Origin of the sequence: Rathayibacter sp. VKM Ac-2928, assembly GCF_022815545.1 — a bacterium.
Lineage (GTDB): Bacteria > Actinomycetota > Actinomycetes > Actinomycetales > Microbacteriaceae > Rathayibacter > Rathayibacter festucae.
This window is the reverse complement of the sequence record NZ_JALGRU010000002.1, coordinates 319,333-344,566: the sequence shown is the minus strand read 5'-3', so window position 1 is coordinate 344,566 and position 25,234 is coordinate 319,333. Positions and strand designations below refer to the sequence as shown.

Genomic DNA, 25,234 nt, shown 5'->3' with positions numbered 1-25,234 from the left:
AACATCAGCCGAGAAGGGGAGGCCTCCTCTGTGGGGCGAGGCCCACCCGTCTCAGCTGATGTTGTGCGGCGGCGGCGAGTGGACGGGCTCGCCGAGGGCGCCGTCAGCGCAGTGCGTCGAGGACGGCCCGCTCGTCCCGAGGCTCCAGGCCGGACCGGCGGGGCCGGTCCAGTCCGCGGGCGCGCTCGTCGTCGAGGACGCGGCGCAGCGTCTCCACGGGCGGACGGTGGCGGCCGCCGGCGCGGAGGTACGAGGCGGTGCTGCGCCGGCTGAAGCCGACCGCCTCGGCGGGCAGCCACAGCGGGAGCGACCGCGGGCCGGCCCAGTAGCCGACGCCGTGCGCGAGCAGGGTCTCGTCGTCGGCGGGCACGACGTCGCCGCGGAAGGTGGCGAGCTCGGCGGCGGTCGCGAGGAGGTCGCCCAGGGGCGCGGCCGGGCCGACGGCGTCGACGGCTCCGGTCACTCCCGCCGAGCCCGCCGCGTGCAGCCAGTCGGCGAGGTCGTCGACGTGGATCGCCTGCGCGAAACGGCCGTCGGTCTCGGGCGCCAGGACCGTGCCGCCGCGGGCGAAGCGGGCCGGCCAGTAGCCCAGCCGGTCGCTCGGGTCGCCGGGCCCGGCGATCAGGCCGGGGCGCGCGATCAGCAGCCGGCCGCCGAGGGCGTCGGCGGCGGCGCGCTCGGCCAGGACCTTCGCGTCCGCGTACTGCTCCGGGTCCACCGGCTCGACCAGGGCGGCGGACTCGTCGGCGTCGATCCGCTCCACGTCGGCGTAGACCGACACGGAGGAGACGAGCGTCCAGTGCGCGGCGGCCGGAGCGAGGCGGTCGAGGGCCGGCCCGACGAGCTCGGGAGCGTGGGCGAGCTCGACGACCTCGTCCCACTCGCCGCGCAGTCCGTCGTACGCGTCGCGGTCGCGCCGGTCGACGCGCAGATGCCGCGCGCTGCCCGGAACCGCTCCGGCCTCGCCGCGGGCCACGCAGGTGACCTCGTCCCCCGCCGCGACCGCCCGCTCCGCGAGCCGGCGCCCCAGCCATCCGCTGCCACCCAGGATCAGGACTCTGCGCATGCCCCTACTGAACCGGATCACCGCTCCGCTCCGTAGCCGTGTCCGCCGGCAGCGGAACGGTTCAGCACACGAGCAGCGCGAACGTCATCCCTCTGCCTCCCCGTTCATCCAGCAGCGCGACGTTCTGCGCCAGATGAGCCGGTGCCTCTCTCCCGTCGTCAGGATTCTCTCCCGAGAGCGCCGATCCGAGGTGCGAAGTCGTGCCATCGAATTCAGCGCCACTTGATGCCGTTGACAAGCGGGGGTAGATTCCATGACCAAGCCGCAGAAGTATCGCGACGTGGCGAAGTTCCTCCGCTCGCAGGGCTGGGAACGGCTCCGCGATGCGAAGGGGTCCCACGAATGGTGGGGAGACCCGGACGGGAAGGGCCGGATCAGCATTCCAGCGCACGGCGAGGTGTCGGCGGGAGTGGTCCGGCAGATCGTCGCCGTCTTCCCCGCGACGCCGCCGAGCTGGCGATGACACGAGAACGAGGAGGTCGGTCGGCATGACCGAGGAGACGATCGCTGCCCACGCACACCGGGAGGGCCGCTGGTGGGTGTTCACGATCCCCGCGCTGACGAGCGCCGGTCCGACTGGAGCGGAGATCGTCGCGATGGGACAGTCGCGCTCACTCAAGGATCTCGACGAGGACGTGCGCGACGTCGCCGCGCTCTGGCTGGATCTCGAGAGCTGGGACGGCGGGGTCGACGTCGTGATCGAACTGCCGGCCGAGGTGTCCGTGCTGCTCTCCGAGGCCGAGTCGGCGGAGCGCGAAGGGCGGGCGTCGATGGCCCGCAGCGCACGCCTCCGCCGGGAGGCCGCCCGGTCCCTGCTCGCCGATCACCGGCTGACGCAAGCGGAGGCGGCACGAGTGCTCCAGATCACCCCGCAGCGGATGAGCCAGCTCGTAGCGCCGCGGAAGACGTCGGACGAGTCCAGACGCTGAAGGCACCTCTGCCGCGGCGACGCTCAGCGCGCGAGGAGCTCGCCGTGGGGCATCGAGAGCCAGCCGTCCTCGTCGGCGGCCCAGGCGCGCCAGGCGTCGCTGATCGCCTCGAGCTCGGTTTGCGTGGCGAGGCCGCGCTCGAGGGCGACGGTGGCGAAGGAGGAGGAGACCGCCCGGTCCGCCCACATGCCGCCCCACCAGGCGCGGTCCTCCGCGTTCTCGAACACCCAGAGCGACGCGGTGACCTCGACGCTCTCGAAGCCGGCCTCCCGCGCCCAGGCCTTGAGGCGCCGGCCCGCGTCGGGCTCGCCGGCCGAGGCGCGGTGCACCCGCTGGTAGAGCGCGGCCCAGGCCTGCAGGCCCTCCGTGAACGGGTGGATCAGCACGCCGGCGTAGTCGACGTCGCGCGCGGCGACGAGGCGGCCGACCCGGCCCCACTCGCGCAGCGCGTCGACCGGACGGGTGAGGTGCTGCAGGACCTGGTGCGCGTGCACGACGTCGAAGGAGTCGTCCGCGAACGGCAGCGCGTAGGCGTCCGCCACCTCGAACTCCGCCGCGGAGTCGAGGGCCGCGGCCTGCGCGATCACCTCGGCCGACGCGTCCACGCCGAGCACCCGGCCGGGGGCGACCCGCTCGGCGAGGTCGACGGTGATCGTCCCCGGGCCGCAGCCCACGTCGAGGATCGAGACGCGGGGCGCGAGGTGCGGCAGCAGGTATCCCGCGGAGTTCTCGACGGTGCGCCAGCGGTGCGAGCGGAGGACGCTCTCGTGGTGGCCGTGCGCGTAGCGGCCGGTCGCGGCCGGGGCGGCGTCGGGCGGGCTGGTCTCGGTCGCGGCCGGGCTGTTCTCGGGGTCCATGCCCGCCATTGTGCCCGCCGGCGCGCTGCCCACGCCGCGGACGCTCCTGCTGGCGAAGGCGAGCAGCGACGCCGCCACGATCACCGCCGCACAGCCGAGCAGAACGGCCCGCGTGCCGACGAGGTCCGCGAGCGGCCCGACGAGCGCCTCGCCGAGCGGAACAGCGAGGAACGAGCCGACCATGTCGTAGGAGTAGACCCGGGCCAGCGCCTCGCGCGGCACGTGGGTCTGCAGCGACTGGTCCCAGGCGATGGCGAACACCTCCAGCGCGACGCCGCCGAGCGCGAAGGCGACGATCAGGGCGGGGAGCGCGGGGACGACGCCGAGGGCCGCGACCGGGAGGGCCGTCACCGCCATCAGCGCGACGCCGATGGCCAGCGCCCGCCGCGGCCGCCAGCGCAGCGCGATGACGGCGCCGATCGCGAGGCCGACGGTCTGCGCGGCGATCACCAGCCCCCAGGCCGCGCGGCCGAAGGACTCGTCGGCGATCACCGGCCCGAGCACCGTGGTCGCGCCGACGAAGGCCGCGTTCAGCACCGTGAACTGGGCCACGACGATCCAGACCCAGCGCCGGCCGGAGAACTCCCGCCAGCCCTCGCGGAGGTCGCCGAGCACGGAGCCGGGGGCGCGGGACCGGGTCGCCGCGGGCAGGCGCAGCCCGGAGTAGAGCAGAGCGGCGAGTGCGAACCCGGCCGCGTCGATCACGAGCCCCCACCCCGGTCCGACGAGCGCGACGACGGCCGCCCCGCCCGACGCGCCCACGATCGTCCCGGCGGTGAGGCCGAGGCGGAGCAGCGCGTTCGCGGGGCGCAGCTCGCCCACGGGGACGGTCTCCGGGACCAGAGCGGACGCGGCGGGCAGGCTCACGGCCGCGACGGCGCCGTTCAGCACGCCGAGCACGACGAGGGCGGGGATGCTCGCGGTCCCGCTGATCACCAGGGCGGCGACGACCGCCTGGGTGCCGGCGGCGGCGAGCGAGGTGCCGACCAGGATCACGGAGCGCGGCAGCCGGTCGGCGAGGACACCGCCGAGCAGCAGCACGGCGACGTTGGCGAGCGAGCGCGCGGCGACGACCAGGCCGAGGTCGGTCGCCGAGCCGGTCAGGTCGAGGACCGCGAAGGCGAGGGCGATCGGAGCGACGGCGTTGCCGAGCACGGCGGTCGTCCGGGCGGCGAGCAGCCGGCGGAACGGGCGGTGCGCGAGGGGGCCGCGTGCTCGGCTCCCGGGCGGCGGAGTCACGGCCGCCGCAGCGGGAACAGCGCGGTCGTCATCGACACCGGCACCGTGCCCGGGCTCCGGGGCGGCCGGGCCGCGGCGTGCAGCAGAGCCGACGCCTCGCCGACGTGCCGGACGACCCGCCGCCAGGTCTCCTGGTCGACCCAGAGCTCGGCGTCCGTCGAGAGCTGCGGTCCGTCGGCGCGGGCCGCGGATCGGCGCCGCAGCTCCTCGATCAGCGCCTCCAGGTACAGCTGCCGGTCCTCCGCCGGCCCGGCCTCGACGGTCGCGGTCACGTCGAACGGCCGCCCGGAGGACTCGTGCCGGTAGCGCTTCGCCTCACCGCCGCGCAGCCGCACCGTCTCGACCACCCGCACCAGCCCGGCCCGCTCGAGCATACGGAAGTGGTAGCTCGCGGTCGCCTGCGAGAGGCCCAGCTCGCGCGCGGCCTCAGCGGCGCTCGCCGCGGCACCGGTCACCAGGGACAGCAGCCGGAGCCGGATCGGGTGGGCGGTGGCGCGCAGCTCCTCGAGAGTGGACATGCGGCCATCGTCACGCCCGGCCCCGCGAACCGTCAAACGGGTCTTTGGGGGTCGCCGTGCCCCGCGGAGCCGGAGAGGGCTACTGCGAGAGCTCCCGGTCGAGCCTGTCGAGGAGCACCTCGAGCGAGATCTCGAACTCCTCGTCGCTGTGGTCCTCGCTGAGCAGGCCGCGCAGCCGCCGGACCTCGGGCGCGACGTCGAGGGAGACGTTCCCGTCGCCCTGCGGGATCGTCGCGTCGCCCTCGTCGAGCGGGAGGTCGGTCGGCGAGGTCTCGGCGCCCTGCACCACGGCCTGCAGCAGCAGCTGGCCGAGCAGGAAGCTGCTGAACGAGCGGTAGGCGCCGACGGCCTGCGCGTCGGTGAGCCCGCTGCCGGTCAGCGAGCGGAGGAAGGTGTTCACGGCCTCGATGCTGCGCAGCGGCGGCCGGAGCCAGGGGGCCGCGGGGTGCCGGGTCGCGACCAGCGGGAAGGCCCTCGGGTGGTCGGTCGCGATGCGCCGGACCTCGTGGGCGGCCGTCTGCAGGAACTCCTGCCAGTGCCGGCTCTCGGCCTCGTCCAGCCGCACGGTGAGCTCGCGCATCAGCAGCGCGATGACGCCCTCGAGGAGGTCCTCCTTGCCGTGCACGTAGCGGTAGAGCGACATCGCCTCGACGCCCAGCTCCTGCGCGAGGGTGCGCATGGAGAGCGCCTCGGGGCCGGTGCGGTCGATCATCGCGAGCGCGGTCTCCACGATGAGGTCCCGGCTGAGCTTGCGGGCGGGGGAGCCGCTCCGCTTCGGCTTCTCGCTGTCGGTCATGCACCGCGCCTTCCTGCAGTGCCCGCCCGCCCGGATACCAGGTGCGGTGCCGCGAAGGCAAGCACCTCCACCGTAACAACGCTTACACCGTAAGCTCCGACCAGGCTTACGCTGTAAGTGTGCCGCTGCCGGACCGTGCTCCCTGCGATCCCCGCGCCGGTCCGCCTCCCCGAGGAGCGCGCACCACCCCGCAGAACCCGCTGCGCCGGTGGCCGCGCCCCGTTTCGCCTCCGCCCCGCACCAGCGACCCCGCGGCACCGTCCCGGGAGAGAAGAGAGAGCACCATGATCGACAGCAGCAGCATCGACAGCCTGATCGGCGCCGACGTGCACGGCAGCGACGACGCCAAGATCGGCACCGTCGGCCAGGTCTACGTCGAGGACAGCACGCAGACCCCGACCTGGGTCACCGTCCGCACCGGCCTGTTCGGCTCCTCGGAGTCGTTCGCGCCCCTCGCGGACGCGAGCTACGAGGGCGGCGTCCTCCGCGTCGGCTACGAGAAGGCCTTCGTCAAGGACGCCCCGCGCATCGAGGACGACGGACAGCTCTCCGCCGACGAGGAGCAGGCCCTCTACTCCTACTACGGGCTCGGCGGCACCGACGCGGCGCCGACCGAGGCGCCCCTCTACGACCAGGACGCCGACCGCGGCGCCGGCACGGACAGTGGGGTCGACCGCACTGCCGACAGCGCCGCCGACCGCGACCGCGGCACCGAGGGCCACGACACCTCGGGCCCGACGACCGACGACGCGATGACCCGCTCCGAGGAGCGCCTGCGCGTCGGCACCGAGCGGGTCGAGGCCGGCCGCGCCCGCCTGCGCAAGCACATCGTCACCGAGCAGGTCTCGAAGACGGTTCCGGTCAGCCACGACGAGGTCACCCTCACCCGCGAGCCGATCACCGAGGCGAACGCCGGCGACGCGCTCGCCGGTCCCGACCTCAGCGAGGAGGAGCACGAGGTGATCCTCACCGAGGAGCGCGTCGTCACCGCGAAGGAGACGGTCCCCGTCGAGCGCGTGTCGCTCGGCACCGAGACCGTGACCGAGCAGCGCACCGTCGACGCCGACGTCTCGCACGAGGAGATCGAGCTCGTCGAGCCCGAGGACACCCGCACCGGCACCCGCTCCGGCGCCGAGGAGACCGTCGTCGACCGCGACGCGCGCTCCTAGCGGGACCCGCGGCGGCCGGTGAGCAGCACCGCTCGCCGGCCGCCGCACCCGCACCACCCCGCACGACCCCCTGCACCACCCTCACCCGTCCTGCTCCGGACCGTGCCCGAAAGGCTCCCCCATGGATCTCCCCGCCGCTCTGCAGAACGGACTGGCCGCGGTCATCGCGTTCGTCCCGCTCGCGCTGCTGTTCCTGCTCATCCTCATCGTCGGCCTGATCGTCGCCAAGCTCATCGAGAAGGGCCTCTCGCGCCTGCTCACCAAGGTCGGCTTCGACCGCGCCGTCGAGCGCGGCGGCATCAAGAAGGCCCTCGCGAACTCGACGCTGGACGCGTCCGACATCGTGTCGAAGATCATCTACTACACGCTCGTGCTCTTCGTGCTGCAGTTCGCCTTCGGTGTCTTCGGCCCCAACCCGGTCAGCGATCTGCTGCAGGGCATCATCGGCTTCCTGCCGAAGATCATCGTGGCGATCATCATCGTCGTCCTCGCCGCCGCGATCGCCGCGGGTGCCAAGGGCCTGATCCAGAACACCCTGGGCGGCCTCTCCTACGGCAAGGCCCTCGGGAACATCGTCGCGGTGTTCATCCTCTTCCTCGGGGTCACCGCGGCCCTGAACCAGATCGAGGTCGCGACGACGGTCACCACGCCGATCCTCGTCGCCGTCCTCGCGATCATCGCGGGCGTGATCATCGTCGGCGCCGGCGGCGGCCTGATCAAGCCGATGCAGCAGCGCTGGGAGGCGATCCTCACGAAGGCCGAGGAGGAGGCGCCGAAGATCCAGCAGGAGGCGCAGAACGCCCCCTCCGTCACCGAGCAGGCCAAGCGCGCCGCCGACCAGGCGAAGCAGGCCGCCCCGGCGACCACCGCGCGCCGCCCCCGCTAGGCGCACGACCGCACCACCCGCATCACCCGCGGCCGGCTCCGCTCGCTCCGAGCAGGGCCGGCCGCGTCCGCAGCAGATCGAGGGGACCGCATGAGCGCGACACCGACCGAGCCGACACCGACCGAGCCGACCGCGTCCGAGCCGGCGCCGACCGCCGAGGTGGTCCTGCACGAGGAGCGCCTCCTCGTCGGCACGCGCAGGCACGCCACCGAGCGCGTCCGGGTCAGCCGGGTCGTCGTGACCGAGCAGCGCACGATCACGGTCGAGGTCCGCCGGGAGGAGCTGCGCGTCACCCGCGAGCCGATCGCCGACGGCCCGCCGCTGCCCGACGCGATCGCGGCGGCCCCGCAGGAGCCGATCGTCGTGGTCCTGCACGAGGAGCGGATCGCCCTCACCCGGACCGTCGTCCCCGTCGAGCGCGTGACGGTGCGGGTCGAGTCCGTCGCCGGCGCCCGCGACGTCACCGCGTCGCTGCGCCACGAGGTCGCCGACGTCGAGTCGTCGACGGCGCGGGAGCAGGAGAGCCCCGACCTGTTCTGATGTCGGCCCCGCCGCTACGGTCGAGCGATGATCTGGTCTCGCTCCGACTCTCCGGTTCCCGCTGTCTCCGCCGAGGAGTGGGCCGGGCTCCGCGAGCGCGTGCGGCGGACCCGCTGGTCGCCGGAGTGGCCGGTCGAGGGCTGGCCGGCCGGGACCGATCAGGCCGAGCTGCGGCGGCTGGCCCGGCGCTGGGCGGAGGAGTTCGACTGGTCGGCGCAGGAGCGGCGGATGCGCGAGCTGCCGTGGGCGCAGGCCGACCTCGACGGGACGCCGATGGCCTATCTCCGCTTCGAGGCCGAGACGCCCGGCCGCCTGCCGATCGTCCTGACGAACGGCTGGCCCAGCACCGCGCTCGAGCTGGTGGCGCTCGCCGAGCGGCTCGCCTCGCCGTCGCGGTTCGGCGGCGACCCGGCGGAGGCGGCCACCGTCGTCGTGCCCGCGCTGCCGGGGTTCCCCTTCTCGCCGCAGCGGCCGGGCCTCGACGAGCAGACGCACGAGCTCTGGCACCGGCTGATGACCGAGGAGCTCGGGTTCGCCCGCTACGCCGCGCACGGCGGCGACCTGGGTGCGGGCATCACCTCGCGGCTGGCCGAGAGCCACCCGGAGGCGGTGGCGGGGATCCATCTGCTCGCCGTCGCCTCGCCGCAGCACGTCGAGGACGACTCCCTCACCGCCGAGGAGCGCGAGCACCTCGAGGAGCAGCGCACCTGGTTCGCGGACGAGGGCGCCTACGAGCACCAGCAGCAGACCCGGCCGCTCACCCTCGCGCCCGCGCTGTCGGACTCGCCGGTCGGCCTGCTCGCCTGGATCCTGGAGAAGCACCGGGCCTGGAGCGACTGCAGCGGCGACCTCGCGACCCGCTTCGACGACGACTACCTGCTCACCCTCGCCTCGCTCTACTGGTTCACCGACTCGATCTCCACGTCGCTCCGGCCCTACTGGGAGTACGCGACCGGGCGGACGGCGCGGGTCGGCCGGGTCGAGGTGCCGACCGCGCTCGCCGTCTTCCCCTTCGATCTGACGCACCCGCCGCGCAGCTGGGCAGAGCGCAGCTACGACGTCGTCCGGTACACGCCGATGCCCCGCGGCGGCCACTTCGCGCCACACGAGGAGCCGGACCTGCTCGCCGCCGACATCCGCGCGCTGCTGGCGCTGGTGCAGTAGCGAAGAGACACCCCACCCTTGCGGCCGCCCCCGCACCGCGCGTACCGTCGAAACGTACCTCGTCGCGAGCCGCGACGTCGGGGCGGCCACCTCACCGGCCGGCCGATCGGCTCGCGGACACGGGGGCTCCCCGCAGGAAAGACGGTCTCGTGCGCACCAGCACCGGTACTGCGTCCACGACGCAGCAGCTGCCCTCGCACTGACGACCCCTGCTCCCGCCCGCTGAACCGGGCGGACGCGCGCTCCGGCCCCGGCGGAGAGCGGTGGTCGTCGTGCGCCGACGCGACCACCGGGAGCACCGTGCCCTTCTCTTCACCGACCCCTCCGTCCCTCGTCCTCACCGACTGCTCGTTCGCCTGGCCGGACGGCTCGATCGTCCTCGACCATGTGACCGCCGCCTTCGGCCGCGGCCGCACCGCCCTCGTCGGAGCGAACGGCGCCGGCAAGTCCACGCTCGTGCGGCTCGTCGCCGGCGACCTCGCGCCGACGGGCGGGACCGTCACCGCGACCGGCGCGGTCGACCTGCTGCCGCAGCGCCTTCCGCGCGGCGCCGACGACACCGTCGCCGATCTGCTCGGGATCCGCGGCCGGCTCGACGCGCTGCACGCGATCCTGGCCGGCGACGCCGGGGCGGACCGGTTCGAGGCGCTCGCCGACGACTGGGACGTCGAGGCTCGGGCCGTCGCCGCGCTGGGCCATGCCGGACTCGATCTCGACGCCACCGATCTGCTCCGCCCCGTCTCGATGCTCTCCGGCGGGCAGGCGGTCCTCGCGGCCGTGACGGGGGTGGCGCTGCGCGGCCGGCCGATCGCGGTCCTCGACGAGCCGACGAACGACCTCGACCGCCGCTCCCGGCGGCTGCTGCTCGCGCTCGTCGACGGCTGGCGCGGCACCCTCGTCGTCGTCAGCCACGACCGGGAGCTGCTCGAGCACGTCGACGAGATCGCGGAGCTGCGCGACGGCGACCTGCGCACCTCGGCGGGCACGTTCTCCGACTTCGAGGAGCGGCTCGCCGTCGAGCGCGCGGCCGTCGAGCGCGACGTCCGCGTCGCCGAGCAGGTGCTGCGCGCCGAGAAGCGCCAGCGGATCGAGGCGCAGACCACGATCGCCCGGCGCGCGAAGGCGGGCGAGAAGTCGGGGCGGTCGATGCCGAAGGGCGCCTCCGACTTCCGCCGCGGCCGCGCGGAGGGGACCGCGGGCCGACTCCGCTCCGGTCACGCCGAGGCCGAGGCGCGCGCGAAGGACCGGGTCGACGAGGCGTCCGGGCGGCGCCGCGACGACGACGCGGTGCGGCTCGACCTCCCCGACCCGGTTGTGCCCGCGACCCGGCGGCTCGCCGAGCTGACCGTCCGCGGCCGGACCACGGTGCTGCAAGGCCCCGAGCGCCTCGGCCTGATCGGCGCCAACGGCACCGGGAAGACCCTGCTGCTCGAGCGGCTCGTCGGCGCGGAGCCGGACCATCCGCATCCCGTGCCCGGCACGGACGCGCGGGCGCTGACCGACCGCATCGGCTACCTCGCCCAGCACCGCGAGGACATGCTCGACGACGACCGCACCGTGCTCGAGCACGTCGCCCGGGCCGCGCCGGACCTGCCGATCCCGGCCCTGCGCGACGCCCTCGCGCGGCTGCTGCTGCGCGGCGCGATCGTCGACCGGCCCGCGTCGACGCTCTCAGGCGGGGAGCGCTTCCGGGTGGCGCTCGCCGGCGTGGTCCTCGCGCGACCGGTGCCGCAGCTGCTCGTGCTCGACGAGCCGACGAACGACCTCGACCTGGCGACGGCCGACCACCTGGTCGAGGTGCTGCGGGCCTGGCGCGGCGGACTGCTCGTCGTCAGCCACGACGACGCGTTCCTCGACCGGCTCGAGCTGGACGGGCGGGTGGTGCTGGACGCGCCGGGGTCGGTGGACGCGCCGTGAGCTCAGCCGGTGGGGGTGCCGAGGTCGAGGGCGGCGACGACCTCGGCGACCCGGGAACGCGCCGGTGCGTCGAGGCCGCGGATGGGGCGGGGCAGGCAGTCCGGGGCGGCGAGGCCGAGCTGCTCGGCGATCGCGGCGATCACCCGGTAGCTGCCGCCGTGCTCGGCGAAGAGGTTCCAGAGCGGCTGCAGCCGGGCGGACTCGGCCTCGGCGGCGGCGCGGTCGCCGGACCGCGCGGCGCGCGCGATCGTCAGCGCGGGGCCGGGGAGCGTGCCGCCGATCACCGAGTACCAGGCGTCGCAGCCGGCGAGCAGGCCGCGGGCGGCGGACGCGTCGCCGGAGACGCCGATCGTGACGCCCGCGGGCACCTGCGCTCGGATCGCGGCCACCCGGTCTGCCGCGGCGGCCGGATCGGCGGGGACGCCGGGGATCTTGATCGAGGCGACGCGGGGCAGCCGGGCGATCGCGCCGTAGAGCTCATCGGTCATCGTGACGTGCGTGGTGCCGGGGTTGTCGTAGACGACGAGTGGCACGGAGAGCTGGGCGGTGACGTCCTCGTAGAGGCCGAGGACGTCGTCGTCGGTCAGCGGCTGGTAGCTCACCGGAGCGAGGAGCACCGCCGCGGCGCCCGTCTCCTGCGCGTCCTCGGCGAGGGCGAGCACCTGCGAGGTCCGCAGTGCGCTGATCCCGACGACGACCGGCACGGCGCCCGCGTGCCGCACGGCGAGCGAGGTGACCCGGCGCCGCTCCTCGCGGTCGAGGTAGGCGGCGGAGCCGGTCGAGCCGAGCGCCCCGATCGAGTCGACACCGGCCGCGGCGAGGCGCTCGACGAGCGCGGCGAAGGCCGGCTCGTCGACGGCGTCGTCGCGGAGCGGGGTGAGCGGGAAGGCGCTGAGTCCGGTGAGCACGGTGATCCGTCCGAGGGGTCGTCGCGGGAGGGGGCCCGGCCAGTGTGCGTCGAGCGGGCGGGCGCCCGCGACTCCAGAAGCGCGGGCGGGCGCTGGTCCACGCCGGCGCCCGAGGGGCGTGCTCGCGGTGGACTCTGTCGGTAGATTCGGCCGTATGACCGCCCCCACCGTCCTCTTCGTCTGCATCCACAACGCCGGCCGTTCGCAGATGGCCGCCGGCTATCTGAGAGAGCTCTCGGGCGGTGCCGTGCAGGTGCGCTCCGGCGGCTCCGAGCCGGGCGAGAGCATCAACCCGGTCGCGGTCGCGGCGATGGCGGAGGAGGGCATCGACATCTCGCAGGCCGTGCCGCAGCTGATGACGACCGAGCAGGTGCAGGCCTCGGACGTCGTGATCACGATGGGCTGCGGCGACGTCTGCCCGGTCTTCCCCGGCAAGCGCTACGAGGACTGGGACCTCGCCGACCCGAAGGGCCGCCCCCTCGAGGAGGTCCGCCCGATCCGCGACGACATCCGCGCCCGCGTGCAGGCGCTGGTGGCGGAGCTGCTGCCCACGACGCCTGCGGAGTAGCAGCCTCAGGCGGTGCCCCGCATGCTGGTCGAGCAGGCTCCTCCGGCGGTGCCTTCCATGCTGGTCGAGTAGCCGCCTCCGGCGGCGTATCGAGACCCGGCGTGCTGGAGACGGTGGATCTCGATACGCCCGCTGCGCGGGCTACTCGATCAGCATGAAAGGGGCCCGCGATGCGGGCTGCTGGATCGGCATGAGGCCCCGCGATGCGGGCTACTCGATCAGCATGAAGGGGTCCGCGATCCGGGCGCGGGCGCTCCGCAGGGCCTCCGCGCGCTCGGCGGCGTCGAGGCGGGCGGGTGCGTAGGTGACGACGGGCGGCAGGACCTCGTAGCCGACGAACTCGAGCATGCCGCGGTGGATGTGCGCGAGGAAGACGTCCAGCTCGCCGTAGCCGTCGGCCGCGCCGGGCGCGAACGCCGGCTCCCCGCCGCCGGTGGTCAGGAGCAGGACGGCCCGCCGTCCGCGCAGCCCGCCCTCGGCGAAGACGCCGTGCTCGCCGCCGAACGCGGCGCCCATCACGAAGACCCGGTCGATCCAGCCCTTGAGGATCGCCGGCATCGAGAACCACCAGAGCGGGAACGAGAGCACCAGGAGGTCGGCCTCCCGCAGCGCGTCGAGGTGCGACTGCACCGGGTCTCCGAGCGTGCCCGCGGCGACCGCGGCGCTCTGCTCGGCCTGCGGCTTGAAGTACCCGGGTGCGCTCGCGAACTGGTCGCGGTGCAGGACGGGGTCCCAGTCGTCCGCGTAGAGGTCGATCCGGCGGACCTCGATCCCGTCCGTGCGCAGCTGCTCGGCCACCGCGTCGGCCTGGGCGGAGGAGAACGAGCCCGGTTCCGGATGGGCCTGGACGAGGAGGGCGCGGCGCACCGGGGCGGCCGTCGACGAGGTGCTCATGCCGCCATCGTATCGACGATCCTCGAAACGTCGCTACGTCCCGAGCGCTAGAGGGTGTCCTCGAGGCGGTGCAGAAGGTCGTCGACGTCCGCAGCGTTCCGGCGGTAGTGCGTGTACTTCCCCACCCGCGTCGAGCGCACGAGGCCGGCGCGCTCCAGCGACCCCATGTAGGAGGAGATGGTGGACTGCGCGAGGCCGGTCTTCGCGGCGAGATGGGTGACGCACACGCCGAACTCCGCGCGGTCGGCGATGGGCTCGTACTCGCTGAAGGAGGCCTCGGGCGTCCGCAGCCACTCCATGATCTGCAGGCGGGTGGGGTTGCCCAGCGCCTTCAGCACCTCGACGGTCCGCATGTCCACCGGGCCATTCTCCTCCCCGGGCCGGGCGTCAGCGGATGGCGTGGCCCGGGTTCCGCTCGTCGTAGCGGTCGCGGGCCGCGGCGATCGCCGGCCGCTGCTCGAGCGACCAGTCGGCGAGGGCCTTCACGAGGTGGGTGAGGCTGCTGCCGGAGGCGGTGAGGGCATAGGAGACCTGGGCCGGCACGGTCGGGAAGACGGTTCGCTCGACCAGGCCGTCGCGCTCGAGGCGGCGCAGGGTCAGCGTCAGCATGCGCTGCGAGATCCCGTCGATCGCGCGCTGGAGCTCGCGGAACCGCCGGTCGCCGCTCGCGAGCTCGACGATCACGAGCACCGACCAGGTGTCGCCGACCCGCGTCAGGACGTCCCTGATGCCGCAGTCGGGATGATCCTCCCGACCGCAGGGCTCGAGGTCCGCGGTTACTCCGGTGTGCGTGAGTGACACGAGAGTGCCTCCTTGTCGGGGCTGACGGGGCGCAGCACGATCAGAGCGTAGTCATCCCGAAGAACCACGAAAGGTGAGACCGTGATCCTCATCACCGGCGCGACCGGGCAGCTCGGCTCCGCGATCCTCGAGACCCTCCTCCGGCGCGGCGTCCCCGCGATCGGCAGCAGCCGCCAGGAGCGGCCGGGCCTGCGGAGGATCGACCTCGACGATCCGTCGACCGTCTCCTTCGCGGGCGTGGACACCCTCGTCCTCGTGTCGGCGGGGGAGGCGGAGGACGACGTCGTCGTCGCGCGGCACGAGACGGCGCTCGCCGCGGCGGAGCGCGACGGCGTCGGGCACGTCGTCTACACGAGCGTCACCGCGGCCGGCGACCACCTCGCCTTCGCCCTCGCGCACCGCTGGACCGAGCGCCGTCTCGCCCGCGGAGCCGTCCGCTGGACGGTCCTCCGCAACGGCCTCTACGCCGACCTCTTCGGCTCCCTCCTCACCTGGTCCGGGCGGCGGCTCGTCTCGGCGTTCGGCGAGGGAGCGCTGGCCGCCGTCGCCCGCGAGGACCTGGCGGACGTCGCCGCGACGGTGGCCGCGGCGCCGGGGGAGCACGAGGGCCGCGCCTACGACCTGGTCGGACCGGCGATCACGGCGGGCGACGTGGCGGAGCGGCTGGGCGTCCCGCTCGACGACCTCGATCTCGCGGAGCGCCGAGCGTCGTACGGGGCAGCGGGACTGAAGCCGTTCCAGCCCGCGATGCTGATGTCGATCCACTCGGCGGTGCGCCACGGCTTCCTCGGGGAGCCGAGCGGCGACCTGGCCGCGCTCCTCGGCCGGGAGCCGGTCGACACCGTCGGTGTGGCGGCCGCCGCCGCGTTGGCGACGCGGCCGGAGCGTCCTCAGGGGGTCTGAACGCCGTCGAGCACGGCCAGGCCGAGGGCGGCGAGGGTCTCCTCGTTGCGCCGGTAGTGCGACCACGGGCCGATCCGGGTGCAGATGACCAGGCCCGCGCGCTGCAGGGTCGCCATGAACTGCGACGCCGTGGACTGCGACACTTCGGCGCGGGCCTGGATGTGCTTGAGGCACACGCCGACCTCCTCGGCGGGCCGGTCCTGCGCGGGGAAGGACGCGGGCTCCTTCAGCCAGCCGAGGATCGCCAGACGCGTCGGATGCCCGAGCGCCTTGAAGGCCGTCACCAGTTCCTCGTCGCTCAGCTCCGTCATGGCCTCAGCTTATCGCCACATCGCGATATCCCGATGTCTGCTAGAAAGGGCATCGTGAAAACGCGATGTGAAGAGAGAGCCGCATGAACAGGACAGCACTGGTGGTCGGAGCGCGAGGGGTGATCGGGGGGAACCTGATCCGGCATCTCGAGCAGGAGGGCGGCTGGGACGTCGTCGGCGTCTCGCGGCGCGGCGGTGCGGACACCGCCCGCGTCCGGCAGATCGCGGTCGACCTGCTCGACCGGGAGGCGACGGCCGCGGCCCTCGCGGAGGAGGCGGCGGTCACGCACGTCTTCTACGCCGCGTACCAGGACCGGCGACCTGGGCGGAGCTCGTCGCGCCGAACCTGGCGATGCTCACCCACGTCGTCGACGCGATCGAGCCCGTCGCCCCGGGTCTCGAGCACATCTCGCTCATGCAGGGCTACAAGGTCTACGGCGCGCACCTCGGCCCGTTCGCCACGCCCGCGCGGGAGGACGACCCGCCGCACATGCCGCCGGAGTTCAACGTCGATCAGCAGCGGTTCCTCGAGCGGCGGCGGGCGGGCGCCCGGTGGTCGTGGTCCGCGCTGCGTCCCTCGGTGGTCGCCGGCGTCGGCCTCGGCAACCCGATGAACCTCGCGATGGTGATCGCGGTGTACGCCTCGATGAGCCGGGAGCTCGGGATCCCGCTGCGCTTCCCCGGAGCGCCCGGCGCGTACACGAGCCTGATCGAGATGACCGACGCGGATCTCCTCGCGAAGGCCACCGTCTGGGCGGCGACCGACCCCGGCAGCCGCGATCAGGCCTACAACATCACCAACGGCGATCTGTTCCGCTGGTCGTCGATGTGGCCGAGGATCGCCGCCTTCTTCGACCTCGAGGTCGCCCCGCCGCTGCCGATGAGCCTCACCGAGGTGATGGCCGACAAGGGCGCGCTGTGGCAGGCGATGATCGAGCGCCACGGCCTCGTGCCCACCCCGTACGAGGACGTGTCGTCCTGGCGGTTCGGCGACTTCGTCTTCGGCTGGGACTACGACGTCATCGCCGACAGCTCGAAGTCCCGGCGGGCGGGCTTCCACGAGTACGTCGACACCGAGGCGATGTTCCTGCGCCTCTTCCAGGACCTCCGCGACCGGCGGCTGATCCCCTGAGCGGCGCGGGTGGAGCGCGGCCGCCGGAGGCGGCGCGCTGGGAGTCGGCGTGCTGGTCAGGGGGGATCTCGATACGCCCGCTGCGCGGGCTACTCGATCAGCAGGAGTCCTCGAACGGACCCGTGAGGGGCCTCGCGCCCCGAGCAGGCCCCGGTGCGCGTCCAGTCGGAGGCGGTGAGGCGCGCGAGGGGACGCGTATCGGGGTGTGGCCCTGTGTCGGGCCCGGATTCGGGTCCACTCGTGGGCCGACCCATGCTGGTCGAGTAGGCGCCGGAGGCGGCGTATCGAGACCCGGCGTGCTGGGGGTGGGGATCTCGATACGCCCGCTGCGCGGGCTACTCGATCAGCATGGGGCGGGGCGGGGCCGGCTCCGGGCGGTGGACGCCTCGGGGGCGGTAGCCGAGGGCGTCGGAGGCGCCGAGGAGGTCGGCGAGGTACCAGAGGACGGCGAGCCACATCTCGGTGCCCTGGAGGCCGGCGTCGTCGGCGTGCAGGCGGAAGGCGAAGCCGCGGCCGGGGCGCCACTGGCCGAGGACGTCCGCGAGCAGGGTCCGCGCCAGCGGTTCCACCTCGGCGGCGCGGTAGGTGCTGCCGCGGGTGAGCCAGAGCGGGTGGACGAGGTCGAGGGCGGCGCAGGCGTCGACGCGCTCGGGCCGGAACCAGCGGTCGTCGCGGGCGTGCCGGAGGACGGTGTCGCGGACGGCGTCCGGGTAGGGGAGCGGGCGGCCGTCCTGCACGAAGGTGCCGCGGGTCGCGCGGTACGCGCCGTTCACGAGCAGGAGCAGTCCGCGGTCGGCCGACGCCTCGCCCCACATGCCGCTGCGGGGATCGGCGCGGGTGAGCAGCCAGCCGTAGAGCGCCTCCTCGAGGCCGGTCGGGACCGCGTCGCCGCGGCGGCGCGTCCAGTGCAGCGCGGTGCCGAGCGCGTCGACGTGGTGGCCGGCGTTCCACGGGTCGTCGCGCCAACGCAGCCCGTCGAGCCGCGCGACGAGGCCCTCCGGGGTCTCCTCGGTCACGGCGGTCAGCGGCCGGGCGAACTCCGACCCGAGCAGGTCGAGCGCGTAGCCCGCGCTCAGCACGCGGTACGCGGCCTCCGGATCGGTCCACAGGTCGGCCCCCGGGACCGGCAGCCCGCGGAGCCGCGCGACGACCGCGGCGGGATCGACGCCGGGAGGAGGCGAGCCGAGCAGGAGGTCGGCGAGCTCGACCGCGTCGCCGAGCGCGCGGTCGGTCGGGGCGGCGCCCGGCCGGTCGCGGAAGGCGGGCCCGTCGTGGAGTGCAGGTCCGTCGTGGAGTGCAGGTCCGTCCTGAGGCGCCGGCCCGCCGTCGACGAGCGCACCGCGCAGGATCCCCTCGATCTCCTCGCGCGCCCGGTCCGCCAGGCGCGCGGCGTCCGAGACCTCGGCGGCGACGGGCGGCACCCGCCAGCGCAGCCGCCGCGCGGGGTTGCCGCCGACGACCGCACCGGCCGCCACGTCCTTCGTCACGACCGCACCGGCGGCGAGCACCGCGTGGTCGCCCACCGTCACGCCGTCGAGCACGACCACGTGCGAGCCGATCCAGACGTCGTCGCCGATGCGGATGCCGCGCGAGCTCAGCGGCTGGCGGAACACCTCGGTGCCGGGCTCCATCGAGTGGTTGAAGCCGAGGATCGAGGTGTGCGCGCCGACCCGGACGGCCGAGCCGAGGACGACGCTCCCGCGCACCACCGTGTAGGGGTTGAGCGAGCAGTCGGCGCCGATCTCGACGTCGCCCGTCAGGTACGCGCCGGCGGCGAGGTACGAGCGGTCGCCCAGCACGAGGCGCTCGGGGTCGACCGCGGCCGACTCCGCGACGAAGCAGTCGGCGCCGACGCTCCAGCCGGGGTGCGCGGCGAGCAGCTCGCGCTGCAGGTCGAGCTGGCGGGACTGCTGCTCCGGCGAGGCCTCCGCCCAGAACGACCACGGCGAGTGCTCGTGGCGGTCGATCACCGCGCGCCGTCCGGCTGCCCGTCCGCCGGGCGCCCGGGCGCCGCCGTCGAGGCCCGGACGATCAGGCTCGGGTTGAGCTGCACGCGGTGCACCGGCCGCTCCGGGTCCTCGATCCGCTGCACGAGCAGGCGCACCGCGGCCTCGCCGACGCCGGCGCGCGGCGGACTCACCGCGGTCAGCGCGGGCGTGAACAGCTGGGCGACCTCGTCGTCGTAGGCGATCACCGAGAGGTCGCCGGGCACCGAGATGCCGCGGTTGAGCGCGAGGTCGACGAAGGCCATCGCCTCCGGGTCGGAGTGGACGAGCAGCGCGGTGACGCCGGTCTCGAGGGCCGTCTCCAGGGCCGCGTTGACCACCTCGGAGAAGTCGGCGCTGCCGCGGTCGGGCAGCGTCTCCTCGAAGTGGTCGGCGGGGGTGAGGCCGAGCGCCTCGCAGGCCGAGAGCCAGCCCGCGGCGATCTTGCGCGAGGTGGGCGAGTTCCGCGACAGGATCAGGCCGACCTTGCGGTGGCCGAGCTCGGCGAGGTGCCGGGCGGCGAGCACGGCGCCGAGCGCGTGGTCGGTGGTGACCGACTCGGCGGGCGTGCCCTCGGGCTCGAGGACCGCGTCGCGCTCGACCAGGACCGACGGGACACCGCAGTCGGCGAGCCAGCGGAGGACGTCGCCCGAGTGCTCCGTGTCGGTGTTGGGGGCGACGATCAGCCCGCGCACGTCGCCGGAGCGCAGCAGGCGCTCGAGCACGGGGCGCTCGTCCTGCAGCTCGTAGGAGGCGCCGCGCAGGACGACGTCGTAGCCGAGGCTGCGGCCGGTCGCCTCCATCGCGTGCAGCACGCCGGGCCAGTAGTAGTTGAGCGAGGGGACCAGGACGGCGATCGAGCCGAGCTTGACCTCCTCCGGCTCCGGGGCGGGCGCCGTGTGACCGGCCGAGCCGGAGAGGACGACCGCGCCGCCGTGCACGCGGCTCAGCAGGCCCTCGCGCTCCATCTGCACCAGGTCGCGGCGGAGCGTGACCGTCGCCACGCCGAGCGCCTCGGTGAGCTGGGAGATGCGGACGGCGCCGTCGACGCCGAGGGCCGCGAGGATGTGCGCCCGTCGCTCGGCGGCGAGGGGTGGGGACTGGGTCTGGTCGCTCATCGTTGCTCTCCGATCGGTGGGTCCAGGTCTATCGCGATCCGCAGCTCCCTGCGCGCGGTGGCGTCGATCTCCAGCAGCGTCAGCCGCTCGCCCCAAACGCTCGTGAGCATCGGATCGTCCAGCTCCCGGACGACGGTGCGGTGCTCGCAGGACGGATCCCAGGCGATCCGGAGCGGCCGAGCGCCGCCGAGCGGGCGGACCCGGGCGGCTCCGCGCTCGGTCACGACGTCTCCCGCGAGGAGCAGTCGGATCGCGGTGCCGGGCTCATCGTCCTGATCGTCCCACGGGGCGAGGTCCCAGCGGTCCTCGAGCACGACCCTTGCGGACGGGCGGTCGAGGGAGACGGTGCGGCGCCAGGAGCGCAGGCCCGTCCCGGGGTAGGCGGCGGCGAGCTCCGCGGAGAACGCGGCGGACGCGTCGCTCAGCGCGACCGAGACGTCCGCCGCGGCCGCCTCCCGCCCGGGCGGCTGCCCGAGCCCGCGGACGACGGGCAGGTTGTGCCACTCGCTGCGCATCGTCCAGATGCCGTAGCGCTCCGGGCCGAAGGTGGCGGCGGTGTAGGTGGGGCGGCCGGCGTCGACGACGACGGGCACGCCGTCGCTCGCCACCTGGAACGCGCCGACGTCGTTGTGGTTGTGGTGCTCCGCGTTGTGGCCGCCCTTGGCGACGAGGGTCAGGCCCTCGGCCGACCCTGCGGTCGTGCGGGCCAGGAGCACCTGGACGGACTCGAGCCAGACCTCGCGGGGGAGGGGCGGCCGGGCGGCGGGCGCCGCGGTCCAGAGCGGGTCGGTCGCTCCGCGCAGCAGGCGGCCGAGCCCCTCCTTCTCGGAGGCGGCGGGCTCGCCGGGGGAGCGCTGCGCGGCGGCGTGCGCCATCGCGGCGGTGTCGCCGACCCGGCGGCCGGCCCGGTGCACCGCGTGCCAGGGCTGGTCGCGCGACTGCAGCGCTTGGCCGTCGGCGTGCGCGACGTACCAGTCGCCGCCGAGGTGCGAGCGGTGCGGGAAGGCGACGGTCGCGCGCAGGGCGGGCACGGCCGAGGCGTCCCAGGCGCCGCCGGTCGCGTGCGCGAGGACGTCGAGCGCCTCGAGGGCGCGGCAGGCACCGTTCCACCAGTAGGCGTAGCCCTCGTCGATCGCGCCGTCCTCGGGGAGCACGGCGACGTAGCGGTCCAGGGCGGCGACGGCGCGGGTGACGACGGCGGCGCGCTCGTCCTCCTCGCCCGGCGCGTCGAGCAGGCGCAACGCGGCGACCAGCACGTTGCCGGTGATCCAGGGATTCCAGTTGTGCACGTCGCCGTCCAGGCCCAGCCAGTGCCAGTCGTCGCGGGCGAGGAACGGAGCGAGCACGCGCTCGCGGGTCTCGCGGCGGATCCTGCGGCGCAGCCCGGGATAGCGGTCGTCGAGGCGCTCGCCGAGGACGTGGTCGAGCCAGGCGAGCTGGCCGGCGACCTCGCCGGCGCCGAGGTCGAGGAAGGGGTCGGCGACGTCCGCGAGCACCGAGCCGTGGCGGCGCAGCGCGTCGTCGTGGGCCGGCCAGCACCAGGAGCTCTGCTCGCAGAGCAGCTGCACGCCGTCGGCGACCTGATCGAGCCAGAAGTCTGCTGAGCCGTCTGATGTGCCGCCGCTCGTGCTCGCGGCCAGCAGCACCGCGCGGCTCAGCCGACGCTGCCGCTCGAACGCCCGCTGCTCCCAGCCGTCCCGGTTCCCGTCGCGGTGCACGCGCACGGCCTGGCTCGCGAGCGGCTGCGGCCACGGCGCGAGCAGATCGGCGGCGGCGCGCTCGGCGACCGCGGCGAGGGTCGGAGCATCGGCCGCGGCCCAGGCGTCCCGGTCGGCGGCGGTCGGCACCGGCAGCGACTGCTCGGGGGAGAGGAGCACCCCGCGCGCCGAGAGCGGACGGTCGGGCGAGAACGCGGCCGCGAGCGGGCCGCGGAAGGACTCGATCACGCCCGGCGACAGTGCCGGGGCGGGGTGCTGGGGCATGCAACTGATCATAATCAATCATTTTGCTTCAACCAAAACATTGAGGTGATCGATTTCCGTATGTATAGTCCTGTTCTGTTCAGTGCCGCTCACGTCACGTGGGAGAGAGCGTGGACATCACGATTCAAAGGAGAACCGCCGTGGACGAGGGGAACCTCCGCGCCGACTGGACGCGCGAGCACTGGCTCGCCGTCGCGGACGCGCTCCTCGCCGCGGTGGCCCCCCACGCCAGCGCCGGCCACGGCCGGATCACCCTCCCCGGCGCCGAGGGCGGCTACGGCCGCGCGGTCGACGGCCTCGAGGGCTTCGCCCGCACCTTCCTGCTCGCCGGCTTCCGCATCGCCGGAGCGCGCGGCGAGGGTGTCGACGAGCTGATCGACTTCTACCGCCGCGGCGTCGAGACCGGCGTCGACCCCGACGCGGAGGACCGCTGGGTCCGGATCGACGAGCACGCCCAGGCCAAGGTCGAGGCGGCGTCGATCGCGCTGGTGCTCGACCTCACGCGGCCGTGGATCTGGGACCGCCTCGACGCGCGGACCCAGCAGCGCGTCGTCGACTACCTCGCCCCCGTCGTCGGCGACGACAGCTACCCGCAGACCAACTGGGTCTGGTTCCGCCTGGTCGTCGAGACCTTCCTCCGCTCGGTCGGCGGCCCGTGGTCCGCGCAGGACGTCGCCGCGGACCTCGCCCGGCACGACTCCTTCGTCCGCGAGGACGGCTGGCTCGCCGACGGCGCGGAGCGCGCCTACGACCACTACGTCGGCTGGGCCCTGCACGTGTACCCGGTGCTCTGGGCGCGGATGTCCGGCGCGGCCGAGCTGGCCGCCCCGCGGGCCGCCGCCGACGTCGCCCGGCTCGACCGCTACCTCGACGACGCCCTCGCGCTGGTCGGCGGCGACGGCTCGCCGCTGCTGCAGGGCCGCAGCCTGATCTACCGCTTCGCCGCCGCCGCGCCGTTCTGGGCCGGCGTGATCGCCGAGGTGCCCTCGCACGCCCCGGGCCGGCTCCGCCGCGCCGCGAGCGCGATCGTCGGACACTTCGCCGAGAACGGCGCGCCCGGTGAGGACGGCCTGCTCTCGATGGGCTGGCACGACCCGTGGCGCGAGCTCGCGCAGTCCTACTCCGGCCCCGGCTCGCCGTACTGGGCGGTCAAGGGCATGCTCGGCATCCTGCTCCCGGCCGAGCACCCGGTCTGGTCCGCGGCCACCGAGCCGCTCCCGGCCGCCCTGCTCCCGATCGAGCAGGGCGACGACCTCCGCGCGATCGTCTCGCCCGGCTGGATCGTCTCGGGCACGCAGGCCGACGGCATCGTCCGCGTCGTCAACCACGGCACCGACAAGGCGCTGCCCGGCGCGACGACCGGCGACTCCCCGCTCTACGCCCGCCTGGGCTACTCGACCGCCACTGCGCCGCTGCTCGACGAGCGCGGCTGGACGGAGGCGCTCGAGCAGAGCGTCGCGCTGGTCGACGCTGCGGGCGACGCGACCCACCGCACCGGCATGACGCTGACCGAGGTCCGCCTGGACGCGGACGGCCGGGTCGGCGTGGCCGGCTCGAGCTGGGACGCGCACTGGATCACTCCGGAGCGCAGCAGCCACCGCCACGGCGAGGGACTGCGCGGAGCCGTCCGCGCCGCCGGCCGGATCAGCGCGCACTCGCTGGTCCGCGGTCCGTGGGAGCTGCGCCTCGTCCGGATCGACGAGCTCGCCGAGGGCGTGCGGCCGGAGGAGGTCGCCTTGCGCATCGGCGGCTGGGCGATCGCCGGCGAGCGGATCGACGCGACCGCGGACGGCGCGACGGCTCGAGCGACCGCCGGGGTCCTCACGAGCACCCTGACCTCCCTCACCCCCGGCGCCGCCCCCGAGGTCGTCGCCCGCGACGGCGCGAGCCCGCTCGGCCCCGCGGTCGGCGTGCCGACGCTCACCCTCCCGGTGGAGGTCGACGTGCTCGTCGTCGCGCTGGTCGGCCTCACCGGTGACGAAGCAGCCGGCTCGGAGGCCCCCGTCGCGGGCCCCGCCGCCGTCGATGTCGCCACTGACGGCGACGCCCTGTCCGTGACGGCGACCTGGCCCGACGGCCTCGTCACCGAGCACCGACTCCCAGATTCCGGACGCGCCGCTCGGCAGCTCCGGTACCCGAGGACCCGAGGTGGAGTCCCGGACGCAGATGCAAAGGAGCAGCACGCATGAAGAGAAGATTCGCCGCAGCCGGAGTGGCCCTGGTCGCCGCCCTGTCCCTCACCGCCTGCTCGGCGGGGGACGGCGGTGACGCGCCCGCGGCCGACGGCCCGATCACGCTCAGCCTCTCCGGCTGGAGCCTGAGCACGACGCCGGAGTTCCAGGCGCTCGCCGACGCGTTCCACGAGAAGGACCCCGACGTCACCATCGAGGTCAAGGAGTACGACGCGACCAACTACGACACCCTGATGACCGCGGACCTCGCGGCCGGCAGCGGTCCGGACATCGTCACGCAGAAGAACGTCAAGAACGTCGTCACCTACCAGGCCGGCGGCCAGCTCCTCGACGTCTCCGACATCGAGCTGCCCGACGACCTCGGCGGCGTGGAGGCCTACCAGGTCGACGACAAGCAGTGGGCGGCGCCCTACCGTCAGGACTCCTGGGTCCTCTTCTACAACAAGGCCCTCTTCGACCAGGCAGGCGTCGCCTACCCCGACGGCTCCTGGACCTGGGACGACTACGAGGCCACCGCCGAGCAGCTGACCACCGCGCTCGCCGCGGCCGGCAGCAGCGCCGCCGGCACCTACGAGCACAGCTGGCAGTCGACGGTGCAGGGCTTCGCGAGCGCGCAGACCCCGGACATCGACATCCTCGACGCCGATTACGGCTACCTCGAGCCCTACTACGAGCGCGCCCTCGCGCTCCAGGACGCGGGTGCGCAGGCGGAGTACAACACGATCGTCGCGAACAAGCTCACCTACCAGGCCGAGTTCGGCAAGCAGAACGCCGCGATGATGCCGATGGGCACGTGGTTCGTCGCGTCGCTGATCGCCCAGCAGGCGTCCGGCGACTCGGACACCTTCGACTGGGGCTTCGCACCGATCCCGCAGTTCGACGAGTCGACGACCGGCATGGACCAGACCCCCGTGACCTTCGGCGACCCGACCGGCTTCGGCATCAACGCCGGCATCGACTCGGGCAAGCAGGCCGCGGCCAAGGAGTTCCTCGAGTTCGCGTCGAGCGAGGAGGGCGCGGAGGTCGTCGCCTCCCTCGGCATCACCCCGGCCCTGACCAGCGACGCGGTCGCCGAGACCTACTTCGCGGTCGACAGCGCGCCGACCGACGAGGTCTCGAAGTTCGCCTGGTCGTCGCACGACACCAAGCCGGAGAACCCGACCTCGGCCAAGACGGCCGCCGTCCAGAACGTGCTCCTCGACCTGCACACCGCCGTCATGTCGGGCTCGACGAGCCTCGACGACGCCGTGAAGACCGCCGAGGACCGCGTGAAGAACGAAGTCGGCACGAACTGACTCCCCGCGGTGGCCGGCCCCGCACGGGCCGGCCACCGCCCCCTCTTCTTCCCCCCTCGAACCC

General features: G+C 74.3%; 24 protein-coding genes and 2 pseudogenes. 13 read left to right on the top strand and 13 right to left on the bottom strand.

Features of this window, described 5'->3' with window-relative positions; genetic code table 11:
• Positions 1-103 precede the first annotated feature (103 nt).
• Complete coding sequence (locus MT350_RS09190) at positions 104-1,066, bottom strand: NAD-dependent epimerase/dehydratase family protein (protein WP_243599463.1); 963 nt, start codon at positions 1,064-1,066, stop codon at positions 104-106.
• 253 nt (positions 1,067-1,319) lie between these two features.
• Between MT350_RS09190 and MT350_RS09185 the strand changes: the two genes are divergently transcribed.
• Both MT350_RS09185 and MT350_RS09180 read left to right on the top strand, forming a co-directional pair.
• On the top strand, positions 1,320-1,529 hold the full coding sequence (locus tag MT350_RS09185) for a type II toxin-antitoxin system HicA family toxin (protein ID WP_123736102.1): 210 nt from the start codon (positions 1,320-1,322) through the stop codon (positions 1,527-1,529).
• A gap of 25 nt (positions 1,530-1,554) precedes the next feature.
• The gene (locus tag MT350_RS09180; protein ID WP_132437269.1) at positions 1,555-1,995 is read left to right on the top strand and encodes a hypothetical protein; all 441 of its coding nucleotides are present in this window, start codon (positions 1,555-1,557) and stop codon (positions 1,993-1,995) included.
• A gap of 23 nt (positions 1,996-2,018) precedes the next feature.
• On the opposite strand, the gene MT350_RS09175 is transcribed toward MT350_RS09180, so the two are convergent.
• The 4 genes and pseudogenes from MT350_RS09175 to MT350_RS09160 form a co-directional block, all read right to left on the bottom strand.
• A complete protein-coding gene (locus MT350_RS09175; RefSeq protein ID WP_374206637.1) occupies positions 2,019-2,852 on the bottom strand; it encodes a methyltransferase domain-containing protein in 834 nt (277 codons plus the stop codon).
• Between the two features lie 60 nt (positions 2,853-2,912).
• A pseudogene (locus MT350_RS09170) lies at positions 2,913-4,091 on the bottom strand (MFS transporter); the annotation flags it as partial.
• Positions 4,088-4,609 carry a helix-turn-helix domain-containing protein gene (locus MT350_RS09165; protein ID WP_243615802.1) on the bottom strand — a complete coding sequence of 174 codons (522 nt, stop codon included), beginning with the start codon at positions 4,607-4,609 and terminating at the stop codon, positions 4,088-4,090. The pseudogene MT350_RS09170 and the gene MT350_RS09165, both read right to left, overlap by 4 nt.
• A gap of 79 nt (positions 4,610-4,688) precedes the next feature.
• Entirely contained in the window at positions 4,689-5,405 is a 717-nt protein-coding gene (locus MT350_RS09160) for a TetR/AcrR family transcriptional regulator C-terminal domain-containing protein (protein ID WP_123706181.1), read from the bottom strand.
• A gap of 284 nt (positions 5,406-5,689) precedes the next feature.
• Here MT350_RS09160 and MT350_RS09155 point away from each other — a divergent pair, with 284 nt between their 5' ends.
• The 5 genes from MT350_RS09155 (at position 5,690) to MT350_RS09135 (ending at position 11,081) form a co-directional block, all read left to right on the top strand.
• Complete coding sequence (locus MT350_RS09155; protein ID WP_243599465.1) at positions 5,690-6,574, top strand: DUF2382 domain-containing protein; 885 nt, start codon at positions 5,690-5,692, stop codon at positions 6,572-6,574.
• 121 nt (positions 6,575-6,695) lie between these two features.
• Entirely contained in the window at positions 6,696-7,460 is a 765-nt protein-coding gene (locus MT350_RS09150) for a hypothetical protein (RefSeq protein WP_243599466.1), read from the top strand.
• Between the two features lie 90 nt (positions 7,461-7,550).
• Entirely contained in the window at positions 7,551-8,000 is a 450-nt protein-coding gene (locus tag MT350_RS09145) for a YsnF/AvaK domain-containing protein (RefSeq protein WP_243615801.1), read from the top strand.
• 27 nt (positions 8,001-8,027) lie between these two features.
• Positions 8,028-9,164: an epoxide hydrolase family protein gene (locus MT350_RS09140; RefSeq protein ID WP_243615800.1), complete on the top strand. Its 1,137-nt coding sequence runs from the start codon at positions 8,028-8,030 to the stop codon at positions 9,162-9,164.
• Between the two features lie 300 nt (positions 9,165-9,464).
• The gene (locus tag MT350_RS09135; RefSeq protein ID WP_243615799.1) at positions 9,465-11,081 is read left to right on the top strand and encodes an ATP-binding cassette domain-containing protein; all 1,617 of its coding nucleotides are present in this window, start codon (positions 9,465-9,467) and stop codon (positions 11,079-11,081) included.
• Positions 11,082-11,083: 2 nt separating this feature from the next.
• On the opposite strand, the gene MT350_RS09130 is transcribed toward MT350_RS09135, so the two are convergent.
• Positions 11,084-11,989, bottom strand: a complete 906-nt coding sequence (locus MT350_RS09130; protein WP_243599470.1) for a dihydrodipicolinate synthase family protein — start codon at positions 11,987-11,989, stop codon at positions 11,084-11,086.
• Between the two features lie 154 nt (positions 11,990-12,143).
• Here MT350_RS09130 and MT350_RS09125 point away from each other — a divergent pair, with 154 nt between their 5' ends.
• A complete protein-coding gene (locus tag MT350_RS09125) occupies positions 12,144-12,557 on the top strand; it encodes an arsenate reductase ArsC (protein ID WP_123706188.1) in 414 nt (137 codons plus the stop codon).
• A 210-nt stretch (positions 12,558-12,767) separates the two neighbouring features.
• Here the strand turns inward: MT350_RS09125 and MT350_RS09120 are convergent, their stop codons facing one another.
• Genes MT350_RS09120 through MT350_RS09110 form a run of 3 tightly spaced genes read right to left on the bottom strand, consistent with a single transcriptional unit; the run spans position 12,768 to position 14,252 of the window.
• Positions 12,768-13,451 carry an NAD(P)H-dependent oxidoreductase gene (locus MT350_RS09120; RefSeq protein WP_243599471.1) on the bottom strand — a complete coding sequence of 228 codons (684 nt, stop codon included), beginning with the start codon at positions 13,449-13,451 and terminating at the stop codon, positions 12,768-12,770.
• Between the two features lie 47 nt (positions 13,452-13,498).
• Positions 13,499-13,804: a helix-turn-helix transcriptional regulator gene (locus MT350_RS09115; RefSeq protein WP_243599793.1), complete on the bottom strand. Its 306-nt coding sequence runs from the start codon at positions 13,802-13,804 to the stop codon at positions 13,499-13,501.
• 34 nt (positions 13,805-13,838) lie between these two features.
• Positions 13,839-14,252, bottom strand: coding sequence for a helix-turn-helix domain-containing protein (locus MT350_RS09110; RefSeq protein WP_243585752.1), 414 nt, complete (start codon positions 14,250-14,252; stop codon positions 13,839-13,841).
• Between the two features lie 81 nt (positions 14,253-14,333).
• Here MT350_RS09110 and MT350_RS09105 point away from each other — a divergent pair, with 81 nt between their 5' ends.
• Positions 14,334-15,155 (top strand): NAD(P)H-binding protein, encoded by an 822-nt coding sequence (locus MT350_RS09105; RefSeq protein ID WP_243599472.1) that lies wholly within the window; start codon positions 14,334-14,336, stop codon positions 15,153-15,155.
• On the opposite strand, the gene MT350_RS09100 is transcribed toward MT350_RS09105, so the two are convergent.
• The gene (locus tag MT350_RS09100) at positions 15,143-15,466 is read right to left on the bottom strand and encodes a helix-turn-helix transcriptional regulator (RefSeq protein ID WP_243599473.1); all 324 of its coding nucleotides are present in this window, start codon (positions 15,464-15,466) and stop codon (positions 15,143-15,145) included. The genes MT350_RS09105 and MT350_RS09100 overlap by 13 nt on opposite strands.
• Before the next feature lie 83 nt (positions 15,467-15,549).
• On the opposite strand from MT350_RS09100, the pseudogene MT350_RS20590 reads away from it, so the two are divergent.
• Positions 15,550-15,744, top strand: a pseudogene (locus MT350_RS20590) (NAD-dependent epimerase/dehydratase family protein); the annotation flags it as partial.
• Between the two features lie 74 nt (positions 15,745-15,818).
• The gene (locus tag MT350_RS09095; protein WP_243599474.1) at positions 15,819-16,598 is read left to right on the top strand and encodes an SDR family oxidoreductase; all 780 of its coding nucleotides are present in this window, start codon (positions 15,819-15,821) and stop codon (positions 16,596-16,598) included.
• A gap of 335 nt (positions 16,599-16,933) precedes the next feature.
• Here MT350_RS09095 and MT350_RS20055 read toward each other — a convergent pair whose 3' ends face one another.
• The 3 genes from MT350_RS20055 to MT350_RS09075 are packed head-to-tail and all read right to left on the bottom strand — an operon-like array spanning position 16,934 to position 21,683.
• Positions 16,934-18,568 (bottom strand): acyltransferase, encoded by a 1,635-nt coding sequence (locus tag MT350_RS20055; protein WP_308197467.1) that lies wholly within the window; start codon positions 18,566-18,568, stop codon positions 16,934-16,936.
• Positions 18,565-19,701: a substrate-binding domain-containing protein gene (locus tag MT350_RS09080; RefSeq protein ID WP_123447339.1), complete on the bottom strand. Its 1,137-nt coding sequence runs from the start codon at positions 19,699-19,701 to the stop codon at positions 18,565-18,567. Before MT350_RS09080 ends, MT350_RS20055 begins: the two co-directional genes overlap by 4 nt.
• The gene (locus MT350_RS09075) at positions 19,698-21,683 is read right to left on the bottom strand and encodes a heparinase II/III family protein (RefSeq protein WP_243615798.1); all 1,986 of its coding nucleotides are present in this window, start codon (positions 21,681-21,683) and stop codon (positions 19,698-19,700) included. Before MT350_RS09075 ends, MT350_RS09080 begins: the two co-directional genes overlap by 4 nt.
• Positions 21,684-21,823: 140 nt before the next feature.
• Between MT350_RS09075 and MT350_RS09070 the strand changes: the two genes are divergently transcribed.
• Both MT350_RS09070 and MT350_RS09065 read left to right on the top strand, forming a co-directional pair.
• Positions 21,824-23,872, top strand: a complete 2,049-nt coding sequence (locus MT350_RS09070; protein WP_243615797.1) for a DUF2264 domain-containing protein — start codon at positions 21,824-21,826, stop codon at positions 23,870-23,872.
• Positions 23,869-25,170, top strand: a complete 1,302-nt coding sequence (locus MT350_RS09065) for an ABC transporter substrate-binding protein (protein WP_243615796.1) — start codon at positions 23,869-23,871, stop codon at positions 25,168-25,170. The genes MT350_RS09070 and MT350_RS09065 overlap by 4 nt, the downstream gene beginning before the upstream one ends.
• The last annotated feature ends 64 nt before the right edge of the window (positions 25,171-25,234 follow it).

Excerpts from the sequence above, each read along its gene's own strand:
- MT350_RS09175 (WP_374206637.1), bottom strand. The coding sequence starts at position 2,852 with ATGGACCCCGAGAACAGCCCGGCCGCGACCGAGACCAGCCCGCCCGAC.
- MT350_RS09180 (WP_132437269.1), top strand. The coding sequence starts at position 1,555 with ATGACCGAGGAGACGATCGCTGCCCACGCACACCGGGAGGGCCGCTGG.
- MT350_RS09115 (WP_243599793.1), bottom strand. The coding sequence starts at position 13,804 with ATGCGGACCGTCGAGGTGCTGAAGGCGCTGGGCAACCCCACCCGCCTG.
- MT350_RS09100 (WP_243599473.1), bottom strand. The coding sequence starts at position 15,466 with ATGACGGAGCTGAGCGACGAGGAACTGGTGACGGCCTTCAAGGCGCTC.
- MT350_RS09080 (WP_123447339.1), bottom strand. The coding sequence starts at position 19,701 with ATGAGCGACCAGACCCAGTCCCCACCCCTCGCCGCCGAGCGACGGGCG.
- MT350_RS09160 (WP_123706181.1), bottom strand. The coding sequence starts at position 5,405 with ATGACCGACAGCGAGAAGCCGAAGCGGAGCGGCTCCCCCGCCCGCAAG.
- MT350_RS09095 (WP_243599474.1), top strand. The coding sequence starts at position 15,819 with ATGCTCACCCACGTCGTCGACGCGATCGAGCCCGTCGCCCCGGGTCTC.
- MT350_RS09190 (WP_243599463.1), bottom strand. The coding sequence starts at position 1,066 with ATGCGCAGAGTCCTGATCCTGGGTGGCAGCGGATGGCTGGGGCGCCGG.
- MT350_RS09155 (WP_243599465.1), top strand. The coding sequence starts at position 5,690 with ATGATCGACAGCAGCAGCATCGACAGCCTGATCGGCGCCGACGTGCAC.
- MT350_RS09140 (WP_243615800.1), top strand. The coding sequence starts at position 8,028 with ATGATCTGGTCTCGCTCCGACTCTCCGGTTCCCGCTGTCTCCGCCGAG.
- MT350_RS09120 (WP_243599471.1), bottom strand. The coding sequence starts at position 13,451 with ATGAGCACCTCGTCGACGGCCGCCCCGGTGCGCCGCGCCCTCCTCGTC.
- MT350_RS09150 (WP_243599466.1), top strand. The coding sequence starts at position 6,696 with ATGGATCTCCCCGCCGCTCTGCAGAACGGACTGGCCGCGGTCATCGCG.
- MT350_RS09065 (WP_243615796.1), top strand. The coding sequence starts at position 23,869 with ATGAAGAGAAGATTCGCCGCAGCCGGAGTGGCCCTGGTCGCCGCCCTG.
- MT350_RS09165 (WP_243615802.1), bottom strand. The coding sequence starts at position 4,609 with ATGTCCACTCTCGAGGAGCTGCGCGCCACCGCCCACCCGATCCGGCTC.
- MT350_RS09075 (WP_243615798.1), bottom strand. The coding sequence starts at position 21,683 with ATGCCCCAGCACCCCGCCCCGGCACTGTCGCCGGGCGTGATCGAGTCC.
- MT350_RS09185 (WP_123736102.1), top strand. The coding sequence starts at position 1,320 with ATGACCAAGCCGCAGAAGTATCGCGACGTGGCGAAGTTCCTCCGCTCG.
- MT350_RS09145 (WP_243615801.1), top strand. The coding sequence starts at position 7,551 with ATGAGCGCGACACCGACCGAGCCGACACCGACCGAGCCGACCGCGTCC.
- MT350_RS09125 (WP_123706188.1), top strand. The coding sequence starts at position 12,144 with ATGACCGCCCCCACCGTCCTCTTCGTCTGCATCCACAACGCCGGCCGT.